The 16,539-nt window shown below is 73.5% G+C and carries 12 protein-coding genes; 7 read left to right on the top strand and 5 right to left on the bottom strand.

Translation table 11 applies throughout. The annotated features are described in order from the left end of the window. Positions 1 to 698 precede the first annotated feature (698 nt). Entirely contained in the window at positions 699 to 956 is a 258-nt protein-coding gene (locus tag ACWGIG_RS23370; RefSeq protein ID WP_453323589.1) for a hypothetical protein, read from the top strand. 48 nt (positions 957 to 1,004) lie between these two features. On the opposite strand, the gene ACWGIG_RS23365 is transcribed toward ACWGIG_RS23370, so the two are convergent. After that, on the bottom strand, positions 1,005 to 1,658 hold the full coding sequence (locus tag ACWGIG_RS23365; protein WP_453323588.1) for a TetR/AcrR family transcriptional regulator: 654 nt from the start codon (positions 1,656 to 1,658) through the stop codon (positions 1,005 to 1,007). 187 nt (positions 1,659 to 1,845) lie between these two features. Between ACWGIG_RS23365 and ACWGIG_RS23360 the strand changes: the two genes are divergently transcribed. After that, complete coding sequence (locus tag ACWGIG_RS23360) at positions 1,846 to 2,520, top strand: SRPBCC family protein (RefSeq protein WP_453323587.1); 675 nt, start codon at positions 1,846 to 1,848, stop codon at positions 2,518 to 2,520. A 111-nt stretch (positions 2,521 to 2,631) separates the two neighbouring features. On the opposite strand, the gene ACWGIG_RS23355 is transcribed toward ACWGIG_RS23360, so the two are convergent. From ACWGIG_RS23355 to ACWGIG_RS23340, 4 genes are all read right to left on the bottom strand, one after another. After that, positions 2,632 to 3,039: a RidA family protein gene (locus ACWGIG_RS23355; RefSeq protein WP_453323586.1), complete on the bottom strand. Its 408-nt coding sequence runs from the start codon at positions 3,037 to 3,039 to the stop codon at positions 2,632 to 2,634. A 165-nt stretch (positions 3,040 to 3,204) separates the two neighbouring features. Continuing rightward, positions 3,205 to 3,591 carry a hypothetical protein gene (locus tag ACWGIG_RS23350; RefSeq protein ID WP_453323585.1) on the bottom strand — a complete coding sequence of 129 codons (387 nt, stop codon included), beginning with the start codon at positions 3,589 to 3,591 and terminating at the stop codon, positions 3,205 to 3,207. 503 nt (positions 3,592 to 4,094) lie between these two features. Beyond that, positions 4,095 to 5,129, bottom strand: coding sequence for an SGNH/GDSL hydrolase family protein (locus tag ACWGIG_RS23345; protein ID WP_453323584.1), 1,035 nt, complete (start codon positions 5,127 to 5,129; stop codon positions 4,095 to 4,097). Positions 5,130 to 5,240: 111 nt separating this feature from the next. Next, positions 5,241 to 6,638 (bottom strand): erythromycin esterase family protein, encoded by a 1,398-nt coding sequence (locus ACWGIG_RS23340; protein ID WP_453323583.1) that lies wholly within the window; start codon positions 6,636 to 6,638, stop codon positions 5,241 to 5,243. 419 nt (positions 6,639 to 7,057) lie between these two features. On the opposite strand from ACWGIG_RS23340, the gene ACWGIG_RS23335 reads away from it, so the two are divergent. The 5 genes from ACWGIG_RS23335 to ACWGIG_RS23315 all read left to right on the top strand — a co-directional run. Continuing rightward, positions 7,058 to 8,380: an MFS transporter gene (locus ACWGIG_RS23335; protein WP_453323582.1), complete on the top strand. Its 1,323-nt coding sequence runs from the start codon at positions 7,058 to 7,060 to the stop codon at positions 8,378 to 8,380. Positions 8,381 to 8,500: 120 nt separating this feature from the next. Further along, positions 8,501 to 9,796, top strand: a complete 1,296-nt coding sequence (locus ACWGIG_RS23330; protein WP_453323581.1) for a non-ribosomal peptide synthetase — start codon at positions 8,501 to 8,503, stop codon at positions 9,794 to 9,796. A 233-nt stretch (positions 9,797 to 10,029) separates the two neighbouring features. Continuing rightward, entirely contained in the window at positions 10,030 to 13,227 is a 3,198-nt protein-coding gene (locus ACWGIG_RS23325) for a non-ribosomal peptide synthetase (protein WP_453323580.1), read from the top strand. Further along, entirely contained in the window at positions 13,227 to 15,128 is a 1,902-nt protein-coding gene (locus ACWGIG_RS23320) for a non-ribosomal peptide synthetase (RefSeq protein ID WP_453323579.1), read from the top strand. Before ACWGIG_RS23325 ends, ACWGIG_RS23320 begins: the two co-directional genes overlap by 1 nt. A 145-nt stretch (positions 15,129 to 15,273) precedes the next feature. After that, the coding region (locus ACWGIG_RS23315; protein ID WP_453323578.1) for an amino acid adenylation domain-containing protein at positions 15,274 to 16,539 on the top strand (1,266 nt) is incomplete at its 3' end.

The following is a 16,539-nucleotide window of genomic DNA, read 5'->3' as shown; positions in this document are numbered from 1 at the left end:
GGGCGGGGGGGGCGCCCAAAGCCCTGACCGGGGGGGGGGGGTGGCGCCCGCCCGCGCCCCTGCCCGGTCCGCCGGGCGGGGGCGCGAGGCGGTGGCGGGCAGGAGCGCTGTCGCGGGCCGTCGTCGCGGGCCGTGGGGGTGGGCCGTGGGGGTGGGCCGTGGGGGTGGATTCCCGCCAACTTCCGGCCGCAGGTGACGAAACGGACTCGGCCCGACACGCAAGGCCCGGCGGCGTCGTTGGACTTGTCATGCAACAGGAAGCAACGTTTCTCCCCCCGCCGGCCCCCGTCTGGACCCATGTCTCGCCACCGGACCCGGGCACAGATGCCGGTACCCCGATCTACGACGCCCTCGCCCGTGTCTGGCAGGAGCAGGGACGCCAGCTCCCCCGGCCCCGGGAGTTCCGGCCTGGGGAATTCAGGCCCGTGGAGTTCCGGCCGGTGGAGTTCCGGCCGGGGGCGGGGCGCCCGGAACCCCTCCGCCCGCAGACGGGCACCTACGTCCGGACCTCGAACTGGAGGGCGGACACCTCCACCTCGGACTGAAGCCCGAAATCGATCCGCCCTCGGCATCCGGCGCCGGACCGCAGCGAACGGCCCCCTGCCGGGCCGTTGATACGTCCATCGGGCGAAGAGTGCGATGGGGTGGCGCCCGACCTGCACCGGTTTCCCGACACGCGCCTGCGGTGTTGCCCCTCCATGGAGCCCACAGCGGAGCCGGCACCCCACCCCCGCCCCTCGCACGCGCATGATCTACTCGGCGCCTACTGGCTGGAACACGCCCCGTCGGATCCGCTCGGCACGTGCGCCTGCGGGCGTCGCACCCCGCGCCCGTCCGAGCCGAACCCTCCGTGCGCCACGGCGCTGTGGGGCGCCACGGCGCTGTGGGGCGCCACAGCAGCCTTCACCGCAGGGGCCTTCGCCCTCGCCACGGCCCTGCTGCTCTGGGGGAGGTAGCCCCCGCGCTCCGCGGAAGGCGGCGCAGGACCTGCGGAGGCTCCCGACTCAGGACCGGGGCGCCAGCAGATCGTCCAGTTCGGCGGCGAAGAGCAGCGCCGGGTCGAAGCCCATGCCGGTGATGTGGCCGGCGAGTTCCAACGACAGCACGCCGTGCAGGCGGGTCCAGAAGGTCAGGAACCGGTGGAGGGCCCCGGGCGGGGCCTCGTGCCCCGCGGCCCAGTCCCGGTGGTCCGCCAGGTGGCCGGCGAAGGACGCCACGGCACTGTCCGGGGGGAGCGCCGCGCACGCGTCGAGCAGGGTCGTCATGATCTCGGCGGAGAGGGCGGTGGTGTCCTCGGGCGCGCGGTAACCGGGGACGGGGGTGCCGTAGACGAGGAAGTACCGCTGGGGGTCCGCCAGGGCCCAGCCGCGCAGGACGTGAGCCAGCCCGGCCAGGTCGGCACCGGCCGCGGCGGCCGTACGGAGGGTCTCGGCGAGGCTGCCGTACGCCTCCCGGACGAGTTCGGTGATCAGGTCGTCGCGGCTGGCGAAGTAGCGGTAGAGCGCCGGTCCGCTCATGCCCATCTGCTTGGCGATCGCGTTGAGGGAGAGCGCAGAGGCCCCTGCCGCGGCGATCTGCTCCCAGGCGCGTGCCGTGATCTCCGCCCGTACCTGGGTCCGATAGCGCGCCCGCGGGGTGTTCGCGCCCGTCGTCACCATGGCCTGCCACCAACTCCGTCCGTACCGCTACATCTTGAAGGGTTGGTGAGAAGTTATCACTCGACCCGTTGACCGGCCGTTCCGCGCTGCGTTATAACTTCTAACGAACGCGTGAGTATCTATCTGACACTTCGACCGAACCGCCCGACCGAACCTCCCGACGACCGAACCGCCAGAGGAGAACCCCATGTCCGGCATCCGCAGCACCTGCGTCCGCGCCGCCCTGAGTACCGTCCCGCTCGCCCTCGCCCTCGGCCTCGTCGGCGCCGCCGCCGCACCCGCGGGGGCCGCCGGCCCGCACACCTCCGCCTCCCGCCCCTCCACCCCCTCCCACCCCGGCAAGTCCCTCACCTGCCGCGGAAAGGGCGTCGACCCCGACGCCCTCGTCCGTCACCGGACCGAGATCGTGATCAACGCCCCGCTGCGCACCGTCTGGAAGCTGCAGACCGACGTGGAGCGCTGGCCGTCCTGGCAGGCTCCGGTCGAGACCGTGGACCGTCTCGACCACGGCCCGTTCCGCAGGGGTTCGGCATTCCGCTGGACGACCCCGATTCCCCCCAACCCCTCGACCCCCGCCACCGGTCTGGAGATCCTCTCGACCGTCCGGCAGGTCGAGCGCGGCGCGTGCATCCGCTGGACCGGCCCCGCGACCGGCGAAGGGCTGCACATCGACGGTGTCCACGTGTGGAACTTCACCAAGGTCGGGGGCGGTGTCCGCGTGAGCACCGAGGAGACCCACACCGGCCCCCAGGTCGACGCGAACGTCCCCGTCGCGACCGAGATACTCCGCGCGGGCCTCGAAGGATGGCTGCGCGACCTGAAGTCCGCCGCCGAGGCCCGCGCCCATCACGAACCGCGCTGACCCACGGACCGGCCCGCGCACGCGGCCCCTTCGCACGCGGCCCGCAGCACGCGGTTTCGCACCCGGTCCACAGCACCCGGTTTCGCACCCGGTCCACAGCACCCGGTCCGTTCAGTCGAGGACCGCCGTGGCTTCGATCTCGACCAGATGCTCGGGGACGTCCAGCGCCGCTACGCCCAGCAGTGTGGCCGGCGGGGCCGGGGCGGCCCCCAGCTTCGCGGCGGCCCGGGAGATGCCCTCCAGAAGCAGGGGCATCTTGTCGGGGGTCCAGTCGACGACGTAGACGGTCAGTCTGGCCACGTCGTCGAAGGAACCCCCGGCCGCCGCGAGGGCGGTGGCGATGTTGAGGTAGCACTGCTCGACCTGCGCGGTGAGGTCGCCCTCGCCGACCGTGACCCCCTCGGCGTCCCAGGCGACCTGCCCGGCGACGAGGACCAGCTTCGCCCCTGAGGCGATCGCCACCTGCCGGTAGACGTCGATCTCGGGCAGTCCACCGGGGTTCACCAGGGTGATGGCCATGCCGGTTGCCTCCTTCGTACGAGAGACCTCGGTGGTCTCTTCCGGTTACTCAGGAACCGTAGGAGAGCGGCTCCCCACGGGGAAGAACGCACTTTTCGGTGACTGGGGAACCTCAAGGTGACTTACGCGGTTCCGCCGGTCGGACAGCCGTGGAGCCGGACCGGGTCAGGCGGTGATCGTGACGCAGGCCAGGCCCACGCTGTCCCCTCCGCGGAAACCTTCCGCGCAGAGGCGGGTGCCCGCGGGGAAGTGCCGTTGGGGGTACGCCTGGTCGCGGTAGGTGCGGAACTTCGCGACGTCCTCCACCTTGGTGTTCGCGCTCCAGCCGTTGGTGGTCCAGACACGGGCGCTGATGCGGTGCGGCTGGTTGGTGTTGGTGACCGACACCTCCACCCTGCCCAGGTAGGTGCCGTGGTCGTAGGTCTCGATGCAGACGGAGTTGTTGCACCACCTGCCCTCGGCGGCTGCGGGCGGTCCGGCGGCGACGACGCAGCCGAGCGCGGCAGCCGCCGTGCCGATTCCGGCGGCGATCTTCTGAGTGATGGAGTGCATGGCGAGCGACCTCGGGCATTCTTCCCGGCCCCACGGGGGCGTTGGATCCTGTCTGATCTCAACGCCGGAAAAGATCATGGGTTACGCGCCGCCGCCCCGGCTGCGCAGGGTGACGACCCGGCGGTCACCCCGCCCGCTCCCGGGCCCGACCTGGCCTTCGGCGCGGGCCCGCACTACCGCGTCGGTGCCCGGCCCGCGCAGCTCGAACTGAGAGCGGTGGCCACGGTGTTGCGCGCCGAGTTCCCGAGGCCCGCCTCGCCCGCCCCTTCAGCGAGCTCCGGTCGGCCTGTGCGGGCGGCTTGCGGGGAAGCAGGCTGACCACCCTGCCCGTCACGCTGCACGGCTGACCCTGCCCGGCCGGCGGCGCTGCACGGCTGACCCTGCCCGGCCGGCGGCGCTGCACGGCTGCCCCTGCCCGGCCGACGACGCTGCCCGGCCGGCACTGCCCGGCCGACCGCCGGCACCGCACGACGGGCCGCAGGTCTCTCCCGTACCACCGTCGGTTACCCGGCCCGGCGCACCTGCCGGTCGACGACCGCGGCGATGGCCCTGCTGTAGCGCACGATTCCCGGTGAGACCACCGGGCACGGGCGCGCCTTCGGGGTGGTCGGGGCCAGGCAGAAGTGCAGGGGGTCGTCATCCCTGTGCAGTGTGGCCAGGCCGTTCCCGCACTGCCCGGGGCTGGTGCGTTCCTCGGCGTTGCAGGGGACTCGTTGGCGCCAGACGTACCGTTCGCCGGGCGCGCTCACCGCGTCCCCCGCGTCGGCGACCGTGTCGCCCGAGGCCGATGCCCGTGCGCGGTAGAGGTCGTTGACCCGGCGGGTCCGGTCGGCCGAGAAGGCGTCGGGCCCTTGCAGCACCCAGACGATCCGCGGCCGGGGGATGCCCGCGGACCGTGCGGCCAGGGCGATCTGTTCCGTGAGCGCCTCGGCGTCCTTCGCGTACCTCGTGTAGTACTCGGCGCTGCCCTGGACGATGTTGTCCATGCAGGGCGTGAACCCCCAGGAGTTTCCCCAGAATTGGAGGACCACGGCACGCGGCCGGTGCGCGGCGACCAGGGCCGCCGCCTTGTCCTGCGGCGGCACGAGGGAGCCCGTGGCGCGTCCGGTCAGGTAGTCGCAGAGCGTCGTTCCCGAATACGGGGCGCTGTGTACGGTCGCCCGGCCCCCGGACTCGATGTGGTCACCGAGCACCACCTGGCTCTCCATGGCGAGCGAGTCCCCGAGGTACAGCACCGGGGACTTCTGGCGCGGCGCTGCCGGTGGGGGCGGCTCGGGCGATGACGGTGGTGGGGCCTGCGCCGGGGACGGTGCGTCCCGGGACGGCCGGGTCTCCTGTGCCGTCGGGGAGGGCTCCGGCGCCCGCGGTGATCCGTCGGGCCGTGCGGCAGCCGCTGCCGCCGGGCCCTGGTCCACCGCGACGGGCGGGTCCGCCAGGTCCGTGACCTCCGTGCAGCCCGTGATCCACAGCAGCATGAGCACGGCGGTCGCGGCGCCGTACCTGAGCCGCTTCGCGCTGCGCGATGTACTTCGCCTCACCTGTGTCCCCTTTGCTCGCCGCACGGACAGAAGTGACCACCGTGGACCAGCGGGACGCCGAGGAACAGATACGCGGATGACAAAGAGGTGACCGAGTGCGGCAGGCGGCGGCTACTTCGGGCCGGACTGCGCGGGGCCCAGCAGGCGTGCGGCTTCGACCCGGTGCAGGTGGACGAGGATGTCGTGCGAGCGGGCGAGCGCCACCTGGGACTCGTTGGCGCGGTCGGGGCGGTCGGGGCCGATGCTCCTGGTGGTGCGCGCCCGGTCCAGCCAGGCGCGGGCGGCGGGGCGGGTGGTGCGCAGGTCCAGTACGTAGTCGCGGTGGCGCACCCGGTCCAGGGTGTGCTCGTTGGTTCCGCGCTTCGCCGCCCCCAGGGTGGTGGTGTGCACCTTTCCGTCGGCCCCGGCGGCATGGAAGGAGCCGCGGCCGAAGGTGGTGCCGATGCTCACGTAGCCCTTCCCCAACTCGTCGCGCAGGACGGCTCCCTGGGACTTGGGGTGCTGCGCGGGGTGGTACGCGGCGAGGGCGACGTGTCCGTTGTGGGCGGCCAGCAGCGTCTTGTCCCCGGTCTGCCGCGTCCACCAGAGCACGTTCTCCGCCCTGACGGCGTCCCGGTAGCGCATGGCCTCGCCCGCCTGCCCGGGGTCGGTGAGGTCGAAGGCGTGGCCCCGGGCGGTCTGGTCGACGGCGGTGGCGTGCTGGAGTGCCCAGGCGTACGCGTCGGACGCCTGCCGGTTCGCGCCGGGTGCGGGCTTCTGGCCCTTGAGGAGGGCGAGCGCCTGTCCCGTGCGGTCGGCGATCTCCCGGCGTTCGGAGAGCGGGAGGTTCCCGTACCGGGTCAGGTGCGCCGCGACGCCGGTGGTGGGGCGCAGGTCGCGGTAGAGGGAGGTGAAGCGGGGCAGCAGCGCAGGGCGGGCGTCGGCGACGTAGTCGGTCACCCGGTCGTAGAGTTCCGGGCCCGCGTGGCCGAGGTCGTTGCCCATGAACCGCACCGGGTCGTAAGGGTGTTGGCGGTTGTAGTCGCGCATCCAGGTCAGCAGGTCGAGGCACTCCTCGTTGTTCCACCAGGAGCAGCTGTGTCGGAACTCGTCCCGCATGATCTGCCGGACGTCGCCCTTGCCGTGCAGGACGTGGTCGTGGAGACGCAGTCCGGTGCTCCAGTTCCCTTCCAGGGCGAAGCTGCGGAAGCCCTTCTCCTCGACGAGGTAGCGGAAGACCCGGTGCTTGAGGCGGAAGAACTCGTGCGAGCCGTGGGTGGCCCCGCCCAGACCCACCACCCGGGCGTCGTTCACCATGCGGCCCAGCGGGCGCAGGTCGTCGAGGACGCCCCGGGGGTCGGTGGTGCGCAGCGGCAGCGCGCCCCGGTCCAGGTCGGGCACCGGTGACCGCGCCGGGTGGGCGAGGAAGGCCGGGGCGCTGCGCGGCTGCGCCTGGGCCGGGAGCGCGGCAGCGGCCACCGTGCCGAGGGAGAGGGCCAGTGCGAGGAAGGCGGGACCGTGTCGTCTCATGCCCTCAACCCTGGTGGAGCGGGCGGCCGACGGCCATGCGGGGAGCACCCCGGCCTGGGGTGGGGCCAGGTGCACCGGCCCCTTCCCGCAGGCAGGGGTCTGCGGGGGCCTGCCTGCCGTACAACTCGCGACGTGGTTCGGTGCGTTGGGGTTGCTCGGAACGTACTTACTCGACACCGAGTGACTACTTTCGGACATACGTGCGCAGGGCGGTACGTTCACCCTCGTCACACCCCGGACACTCCGGCAGACAGCGCGCCACACCCTGTTCACACATAGCCGTTCCGACATGTAGTTCATCTCTAGGATGCCCACATCTGCCAAAATATTTGCGTTAGTTGGGCTCTACGGCAGGAAAAACGACCGGAACTCTCCTCCTTGTTTTGACTCTCGATCTTCCCTTGGTGAAGGTCTCGTGCATGCCCACCTCGTCACGAGCCGCTCCCGGCGGCCTCCTCCGTCTCCGCGATTTCCGCCTGCTTCTCGCGGGAGCGGCGGCCAGCCAGGTCGGCGCCCAAGTCACCCTGGTCGCGCTGCCGCTGGTGGCCGTCCTCGAACTCCGCGCCCCCGCCTTCCAGGTGGGGCTGCTCACCGCGGCCGAGACCGCCGCGTTCCTGCTCATCGGACTGCCCGCCGGAGCGTGGGTGGACCGGATGCGCAAGCGCACGCTGATGATCAGGGCCGACGTGGTGCGCGCCGCCGCGATGGCGAGCGTGCCGCTGGCGGCGGTCGCCGGCGTACTGACCATGGGCCAGCTCTATCTGGTGGCCCTGGTCACCGGGGTGGCCACCGTCTTCTTCGACGTGGCGCACCAGAGCTACCTGCCGCAACTGCTGCCCAGGGAGCAGTTGGTGGCGGGCAACGGCGCCCTGGAGACGGTACGTTCGTCCGCCCAGGTCGCGGGACCCGGCCTCGGCGGCGGGCTGGTGCAGATCGTCGGGGCGCACCTGGCGATCGTGGCCGACGCGATCGGCTACGCCGTGTCGGCGCTGTTCCTGCTGGCGATACGGCAGCCGGAGAGCAAGCCCGAACCGGTGCCGGGGGCTTCGCTGCGCAAGGACGTGGGCGAAGGACTGCGGTTCGTGCTCGGGCATCCGCTGCTGCGGGTCATCGCCGCCGCCACCGGCCTGGGGAACTTCTTCGCCGCGGTGCTGATGGCCACGCAGACGGTGTACCTGGTGCGGGTGCTCGGACTGCAACCCGGGGTCCTGGGGCTGATGCTGTCGGCGTCGGCCGTGGGCGGGCTGGCCGGTGCGCTCTGCGCGGGCCGGATCGCCAGGCGGTTCGGCCAGGCGCGGATCATCTGGCTGGCCTCCCTGGCCACCGGTCCCTTCGCCCTGCTGTGGCCGCTCTCGGGCAAGGGGGCCGCGGCAGCACTGTTCGCGGTCGCCTCCGGCGTGGTCTTCTTCGGCGCGGTCGTCTACAACGTCGCACAGGTGAGTTTCCGTCAAATGCTGTGCCCGCCACGGCTGTTGGGGCGGATGAACGCCACCCTGCGGTTCATGATGTGGGGGACCCTGCCACTGGGCGCCCTCGTCGGCGGAGCGATCGCGGACGGCCTCGGCGCACGCGCCGCCCTGTGGGTGTGCGCGGTGGGCTTCCTCGTCGTACCGCTGCCCCTGCTGCTCTCACCGCTGCGCACGATGCGCGACCTCCCGGCCGCCCCGGAGTCCGATGACGCCGAGGAGCACGGCTCTTCCGGCGCGGAAGGCCGTCCGGCGAAGGCCGCCGCGACCGACTGACCGCGCCCCACTCACTGAATGCGTCCCACCGGCTGACGGCGCCCCACTCATCGACTGGCGGCGCCCCACCGACCGACGACCCCGTCGGCCCTTTTACGCGACTTTACGAGAGAGGATCACGTGCACCCCAGCATCACCGGCCAGTACCTGAACCGCTACCAGAGCCTCGCGGCGAGCGACGCGGGGGCGGGCCTGCTGCCCGTCACCGGCGCCCAGCGCCGCTTCGTCCTGGTACGCGCCATGGATCCGACCGGCCGCCCTGACACCGTCCCGATGTTCTTCGCCTTCCCGCGCGGCACCGTGGACACGGCGCGGCTGCGCGCCGCCGCACAGTGCCTCGCCGCCCGCCACCCCGCGCTGCGTTCGCGGACGTCCGTGCTCAGGGGCACCCCTGTGCTCCGCCCCGCGGAGCCCGACGTGCCGGTGGAGCACGTGAGTTGCGCTCCCGGCGAGGACGCCCACGACGCGCTGCGCCGCACCGTGGGCGCCTGGTCGCACGACGGACCGCCGCTGCGCCTGTTCCTGGCGCAGGGGGGCCCGGACACGAGCGGCGCCTCCGAGGAAGTGCTCGCGGTCGTCCTGGACCACGCCGCCTGCGACGGGCAGTCGCTCGCCCGCATCGTCGAGGAGCTGGGCGACGCCTACCGGGACCGGCTCGGTCCCGAGGACCCTTCGGCCGCCGAGGTCGCCGCCGGGCTCGCCGAGTACCGGGAGGCGGTCCTGCTCCAGCTCGAAGCCGAGCGCCGGGCGAGCTCCCCCGACGCGCTCGCCTACTGGGGCGAGCGGCTGCGTACGGTCCAGGAGCGCGCCCCCCGGCCCGACAACTCCGTCCGCACGCCCACCGGCGCCTGCGAACTGCGCATACCCGCCGATCAGTTGGGGGTGCCGTTCGCCTCGCTGCTCGACGCCTGCCGGTCCGCCGCCGAGGTGCTGTACGGGCCCGGTCAGGTACCGCCGATCGGCTACCCGTGGGGCGGGCGTCCGGCCGGGGCGCCGCCCGTGCTCGGCTGCTTCCTCAACACGGTGGTCTTCCCCGCCGCCACCGACCCGGTGCGCCCCGCGCCCGAGGTGACGGCCACCCAGTGGTGGGACGACCTGGACCGGGCCGACACCCCCTTCGACGAGGTCGTGCACGCCGCCAGGGCCGCGGGGTCGCGGTGGTCGGGGGCGCTGGACGGCCTGCTGACCGTCGACGACGCCAGGCGCCGTCCCGCGCTGCGGCTCGGCGGGACGACCGGCCGGGAGGTGCACGTCGACGGCCGGCAGGTCCGGGCCCCCTTCGCCGTCTCGGTCGTCCAGGGCCCCGAACTGCACCTGCGGATGGTGTGGGACCGCACCGTCCTCGACGACGACCGCGCACAGGACGCCTTCACCGCGCTGTGCGGGGAACTGCGGGCCGGCCTGCCCGTCGGCTGAGCCCCGCCCCTTACCGGCCGCGCTCCGTCTCCCGTACCGGTTGCGCCCCGCACGACCTGTGACCCGTACGACCTGCGACCCGAACGACCTGTGACCCGTACCAGCTCCACCACGTACTCCCCTTCCGGTGCGGCCCGCGCGATCCGCGGACCGGCCGGGGCACCGCCCGGCGGCGGGCACGACCGTACCCCCGCCACATCTCGACATCCGACCCGACAACCCAAGGGATCGCCATGCTCCCCCTCTCCTCCTCGCAGGAGATCGTCTGGCTGCACGAACAAGTGCAGCCGGGCAGCCGCGCGTACAACTTCACCGCCTCGCTCGACCTGTGGGGCACTCTCGACGCCGACGCCCTGCGGCGCGGGCTGAGCGCCGCACTGGAACGGCACCCGGGCCTGCGCCTGGAGCTCGTGGACGTGCCAGGCGCGATGCCGGGACAGCGGGTCGCCGACGGCTGCCCGCTCCGGCTGAACACCGTGGACCTGAGCCGGGAGGCCGACCCCGAGGGCGCCTTCCAGGCACTGCTGCGGTCCGAGGCCGAGAGCCCGCTCGACACCTTCGAGGCTCCGCTGCTGCGCTGGACGCTGGTCCGGATGGGCGAGGACCGGCACCGGCTGATCCACGTCGAGCACCACCTGATCCACGACGGGCACTCGTTCGCGATCCTGCTCGCCGACGTCTTCGGCGTCTACCGCGCCGAGGTCCTCGGCGAGAGCGTCACGCTGCCGACGCCCTCCTCCTACGCCGACCACGTCCTCGCCCAGGCCGGCCCCGGGCGGGCCGACGAGGTGCGCGCCGGTCTTGAGTACTGGACCCGTGAGCTGGACGGCGCGACGTACGACATGCCGCTGCCCGGCGTGACCCGGCCGGGCGCGCAACGCCGCCACCACGGCGGGCAGTTGCGCCAGTCGATCGGCGCGGACCTGGCGGAGCGGCTGCGGGCGCACGCCAAGGAGCGCGGGCTGACTCCTTTCGCCACGCTGCTGGGGCTCTTCGCCGAGCTGTTGCGGCGGCACAGCGGGCGCTCCGAGATGGTCGTCGGCACCGCCGTCGGCAACCGTCCGCTGGGCTTCGAGGACGCGGTGGGGATGTTCGTCAACACCATCCCGCTGCGGCTGCGCCTCGACGCGGACGCCCCCGCCGAGGACACCATGGACGAGGTGACCGACACCCTGGTCCGGGCCCTGCCGTACCAGGAGGTGCCGGTCCAGGAGCTGACCCGCTCGCTCGGGCTGCACACGTCGGGCGCGGACAACCCGCTGTTCAGCGTGATGTTCAGCGCGCACGACGCGGTGCTGCCCGACCTGGAGGTGCCGGGCCTCGACATCTCCCTGTTCGAGGGGTTCAACACCGGGACCACCCGCTTCGACCTCGACGTCGTGCTGCTGCCCGACGACCGGCGCGGGGTCGGCCCCCGGCACGGCGTGGCGGGCATGACGATGGTGTGGGACTACGACGCCGACCTGTTCGGCGAGGACGTGGCACGGCTGCTCGCCGGGCGCTTCCTCGACCTGGTGCGGGCCTATCTGGACGCGCCCGGGACGGCGCTCGCCGCACTCGCGCCCCCGGCCGCGCCGCCCGCCGCGGAACCGGAGGTGGCGGTGGCCGAAGGCCGCGATCCGCTCGATCCGGTCTCCGCCCACGACCCTTCGCTGCCCGCCGTCCTGCTCGGCGCCAGGCGGATCACGTACGGCGAGCTGGACGAGCGGGTCGAATCCCTCGTACGGCGGCTGCGCGCAGCCGGCGTCACGGCGGGTCAGCCCGTCGCCGCGGTGCTGCCGCGCGGGGTGGACTCGGTGGTGACGCTGCTCGCCTGTCTGCGCAGCGGCGCCGTCTACTGCCCGCTGTCGCCGTCCGACCCGGCCGCCCGACTGGAGCTGCTGCTGAACCGGCTGGGACCGGCCATGGTGCTCACCTCCGCCGGGAGCGACGTGAGCGTACCGGCCGGGCTGCCGACCGCCGGGGTCGAGGACGCCGTACTGCCGTCCGCCGCGCCGGCGAAGACCGTGCCCGGCGCCGCGTACGTCATCCACACGTCGGGCTCGACCGGGACGCCCAAGCCGGTCGCGGTCGGACGGGCCGCGCTGCGCAACCATCTGACCGGTGTCGCCGACCGGTTCTCGCTGGCCGCGGGGGACCGGGTGCTGCTGTTCGCGCAGCCGTCCTTCGACGTGGCGCTCGAAGAGGTGCTGCCTTCGCTGTACGCGGGTGCCTGTCTGGTGGCGCCCGAGTTCGAGGTGCCCACCGGTGCCGAGCTGACCGCGCTCCTGGTCGACGCGCGGGTGTCCGTGGCCAACCTGCCCACCAGCTACTTCCTCGCCACCCGCGAGGAGCTCAAGCCCGCGCTGCGGGAGGGCCGCTGGGCGCCGAGGCTGCTCGTGCTCGGCGGCGAGCGCATCCCTTCGGACGTGCTGCGGGCCTTCCTGCGGGAGACCGGATCGGGCTGCGGCACCGACGTGCGGGTGCTGAACGCGTACGGCGTGACGGAGGCGTCGATCAGTTCCACCGTGCACGAGATCGACCCGGACGCCCTGCACGACGGCGCCGAGATTCCGCTCGGCACCGAGCTGCCGGGCGAGCGGATCCACGTACTGGACGCGGGCCTGCGCCCGCTGCCGGACGGCGCGGTCGGTGAACTGGCCGTCGCGGGGGCCGGGTTGGCCGAGGGGTACGTCGGCAACCCGGAGACCACCGCCGCCCGTTTCGTCCACGTGCCGGCGCTCGGCGGCGAGCGGGTCTACCTCACCGGCGACCTCGGTTTCCGTGCCCGCGACGGGCTGCTGCGCTTCCTGGGGCGGCGGGACAACCAGATCAAACTGCGCGGCTACCGCATCGAGCTGGAGGAGGTGGAGGCCGCGGCCTCCGCGGTGCTCGGCGGCCGTTCCTGCGCGGTCGTGCTCGACCGGGAGTCCGCGGGGGGCCCGCGTCTCGTCGGCTTCCTGGAGCACGCCGAGGGCGAAGGGTCCTGGGACGAGCAGGAGTTGCACGTCGCACTGAGCGGCAAGCTGCCCGGGGCGCTGGTGCCGGGCAGCTGGGTGCGGCTCGACACCATGCCGACGCTGCCGGGCGGCAAGCCGAACCGGGCGGTGCTGACGAAGCTCGCCGCCGAGCTGGAGCCGGTGGCGACCGCCGATGAGCAGGCCGGGGAGACGGCAGGGGAGCAGGACGCGCTGCCCGACCTGACCCGGTCCGCCGACCCCGCGCTGGCGCTGCTCGCCGAAGGCTGGCGGGAGGTGCTCGGGCACGGGCGCTTCGAGGAGGGTTCGCACTTCTTCCGCGTCGGCGGGCACTCGCTGCTCGCCGCGCAGCTCGCGGCCTGGCTGGAACCGCACCTCGGCGACCGGCCGCCGCTGCGCGTGCTGTTCCGCAATCCGGTCTTCGCCGACCAGGCCCGCGCACTCGCCGCCACGACCACTTCGAAGGAGTCATGATGACCGAAAACTTGATGGAGCGTCAGAGCGTGACTCCAAGTGTGCTGCTGGGCAAGGCCATCGACACGGAAGAGACCGGGGTTCTCGCCCGGTACGAGGAGTGGGTGCGCCGTGCGCCCGACTCCCCCGCGGTGGTCGACGGCGCGCACGCGTGGACGTACCGGCAGATCGACGAGGCGGCCGACGCCGTCGTGCGCGCCTGGGACGGGCGGGTGCGCCCCGGCGATCTCGTCGGGGTCTGTCTGGACCGGTCCGCCGCGCTGGTGGTGACGGCGGTGGCGCTGGCCCGGGCCGGCGCGGTCTATCTGCCGCTGGGGCCGCGCCCCGGCGAGCGCCGGCTCGCCGCGGTCGGTGAGGACGTCGGCGTCTCCTGTCTGATCGGCGCGCCCGAGGTGCTGCCGCAGCGCCACCGGGAGGAGGCCGAGCACCTCGTGCTGCCGCTGCCCGGCGAGGGGGCCAACGCGGTGGCCGGGGCGGTCGCCGCCTTCCTGCCGCCCGCACCGGACGCACTCGCCGCCCCTTCGGGCGCGCTGTACTCCGTACTGACCTCGGGCTCCACCGGCCGCCCCAAGGCGGTCGCCGTGGCGGAGCCCGCGCTCGCCACGCTCCTCGCCTGGTACCGGGAGGAGACCGGGCTCGCCCCCGGCGACCGGCAGTCCCTCCTCATCGGCGTCGCCTTCGACCCGCACGTCATGGAGCTGTGGGCCGGTCTGACCTCGGGGGCGGCCCTGATACCCGCGCCCGACGCGGTCCGCTGGGACCCGAGCGCGCTCACCGACTGGTGGCGCGCAGCCGCCGTGACGGTCGCCGTCACGGCCACCCCGATGACCGAACCGCTCCTGGACCGCCCCTGGCCGCAGGACCTGGCGCTGCGCCACCTCGTCGTCGGCGGCGACCGGATGCGCCGCCGTCCCGGCGCCGACGTGACCGCCACGGTCCACAACGCGTACGGGCCCGCCGAGGCCACCGTCGCCACCACCACGCACGCCATGCGGGCCACCGACGCCGATGTGCACGACGAAGCGGCGCCGCCGATCGGCGTGCCCCTGCCCGGTGTGTGCGTCCTGGTGACCGACCGGGCCGGCCGGGTCGTGCCGCGCGGCGAGGACGGTGAACTGCTCATCGGCGGCGCCCAGTTGGCGCTCGGTTACCTCGACCCTGAGCTGACCGCGAGCCGCTTCACCGCCGCGCCTTCCGAGGGGCTGCCCCCGGAGGCGGACCGTGTGTACCGCACCGGGGACCGGGTGCGGATGCGCGCCGACGGGCTCCTCGAATTCCTCGGCCGTCTCGACGACCAGGTGAAGATCAGCGGCGTGCGCATCGAACCGGCCGAGGTCGAGACCGCGCTGGAGCAGGATCCCGCGGTCCGCAGCGCGGTGGTCGTCGCACCCCGTGACGCCGACGGCCGTGCCCGCCTCGTCGCGTACGTACTGCCCGCCGCCGACTCGCAGCTCGCGCCGCCGGACCCGGACGCACTGATCGCCTCGGTGCGCGCCTGGCTGCCCGAGCAGGCGGTGCCCTCCGCGGTGCGGCTCGTGGACGCCTTCGCGCTGGACGCGAACGGGAAGGTCGACAGGGCGGCGCTGCTGAAGCAGGAAGCGGTACGGGAACAGCCGGAGGCCGCGGGAGGCCCCGGGCTGCCGGAGGGGGCGACCCCGACCGAGCGGCTCGTGCTGGGGACCGTACGGGAACTCCTCGCCCGTCCCGGCACCGTGCTGGAGGACAACTTCACCGACATCGGGGGCACTTCCCTGGTCGCGGCCAGGCTGCTGGCCGCCGTCGAGCAGGAGACCGGGGTGCGGCTGCGCGCGCCGGAGCTGCTGCGCCAGAGGGACCTGCGGGCGGTCGTCGCCGTGCTGGACAAGCGGTGCGCCGCGGCGGCACAGAAGGCGGGTGTCTGACATGCGGGCGTCTGACATGCAGGTGTCTGACATGCAGGTGTCTGACGACATGCGGGCGTCTGACGACATGCGGGCGTCTGACATGCAGGTGTCTGACGACGTGCGGGCGGCTGACATGCGGATGGCTGAGATGCAGGAGTCTGAAATGCAGGAGTCCACCATGTGGGTGTCCGAGATGCAGGTGGCCGCGACGGAGGAGAAGCACCCCGACCTGACCGCCCTCCTCGCCCACCGCGCCGGGCTGACCCCCGACGCGCTGGCCCTGGTGGACGGCGAGACCACCTGGACGTACCGGCAGCTCGTCTCGGCCGCCCGCGGCCTGGCCGTGCACCTCCAGGAGGGGGGTGTGCGTCCCGGGGACCCCGTGGCGCTGCTGATGCGGCGCTCGGCGCGCTCCGTCGTCGCCCAGATCGCCCTGTGGTGGGCGGGCGCGGTGTGCGTGCCCCTCGATCCGGCGCACCCCCGGGCACGTACCGAGGCGATGATCGCCGATTCCGGGGCCGTGCTGACGGTCGGCGACGGCGAGCTGCTGGAGTCGGCCGGGGTGGCGGGGCCGCGCCTGGCCATCGGCGCCGACCTCCCGCCGTACGACGGGACGACGGCGCTCGCGGGACCGGGCGCGGACGCCGCGGCGTTCCTCATGTTCACCTCGGGGTCCACCGGCCGGCCCAAGGGCGTGGCCGTCCCGCACCGTGCCGTCGCCGAGCTGGTCACGGACCCGGCGTACGTCACGGTGACGGCACGCGACCGGGTGCTGCTGCACTCCCCCGCGACGTTCGACGCCTCGACGTTCGAGGTGTGGGTCGCCCTGGCGAACGGTGCGGCCGTCGTGGTCTGCCCCGCCGACCGGCCGTCCTTCGAGGACCTGGTCCGGGAGGTGGAACGGCACTCGGTCACCGTCGCCTTCTTCACCACGGCGCTCTTCCACCAGCTCGCCGCCCGCCGCTCCCGGGTCTTCGCCCTGCTGCGCTCCGTGGTGGTGGGCGGCGAGACGCTGTCCGCGCTGCACGCGCGGTCGGTGCTGCGGGAGTTCCCCTGGCTGGAGCTGGTCAACGGGTACGGGCCGACCGAGACGACGACCTTCGCGACCGCCCACCGGGTCACCGCGGCGGACGGCGAGGGGCCGATGCCCGTCGGCCGTCCGATCGCCGGGGCCACCGCCCACGTGCTCGGCAAGGACGGCGCCGCGGTCGCGGCCGGCGAACGCGGCGAGCTGTGGATCGGCGGGACCCGGCTGGCCCTCGGCTACGTCGGACAGCCGGAACTGACCGCCGAACGGTTCGTCGCCCACCCCGGCCTCGGCACCCTCTACCGCACCGGCGACCTCGCCTCGGTCCGCCCCGACGGGGTCCTGGACTTCTACGGCCGCACCGACGACCAGGTGAAGGTGCGCGGCCACCGGATCGAACCG

The sequence above is a fragment of the Streptomyces sp. NPDC054863 genome (genome assembly GCF_053610825.1).
Note: the sequence above shows the minus strand (reverse complement) of the source record. Positions and strands in the feature narration are given on the sequence as shown.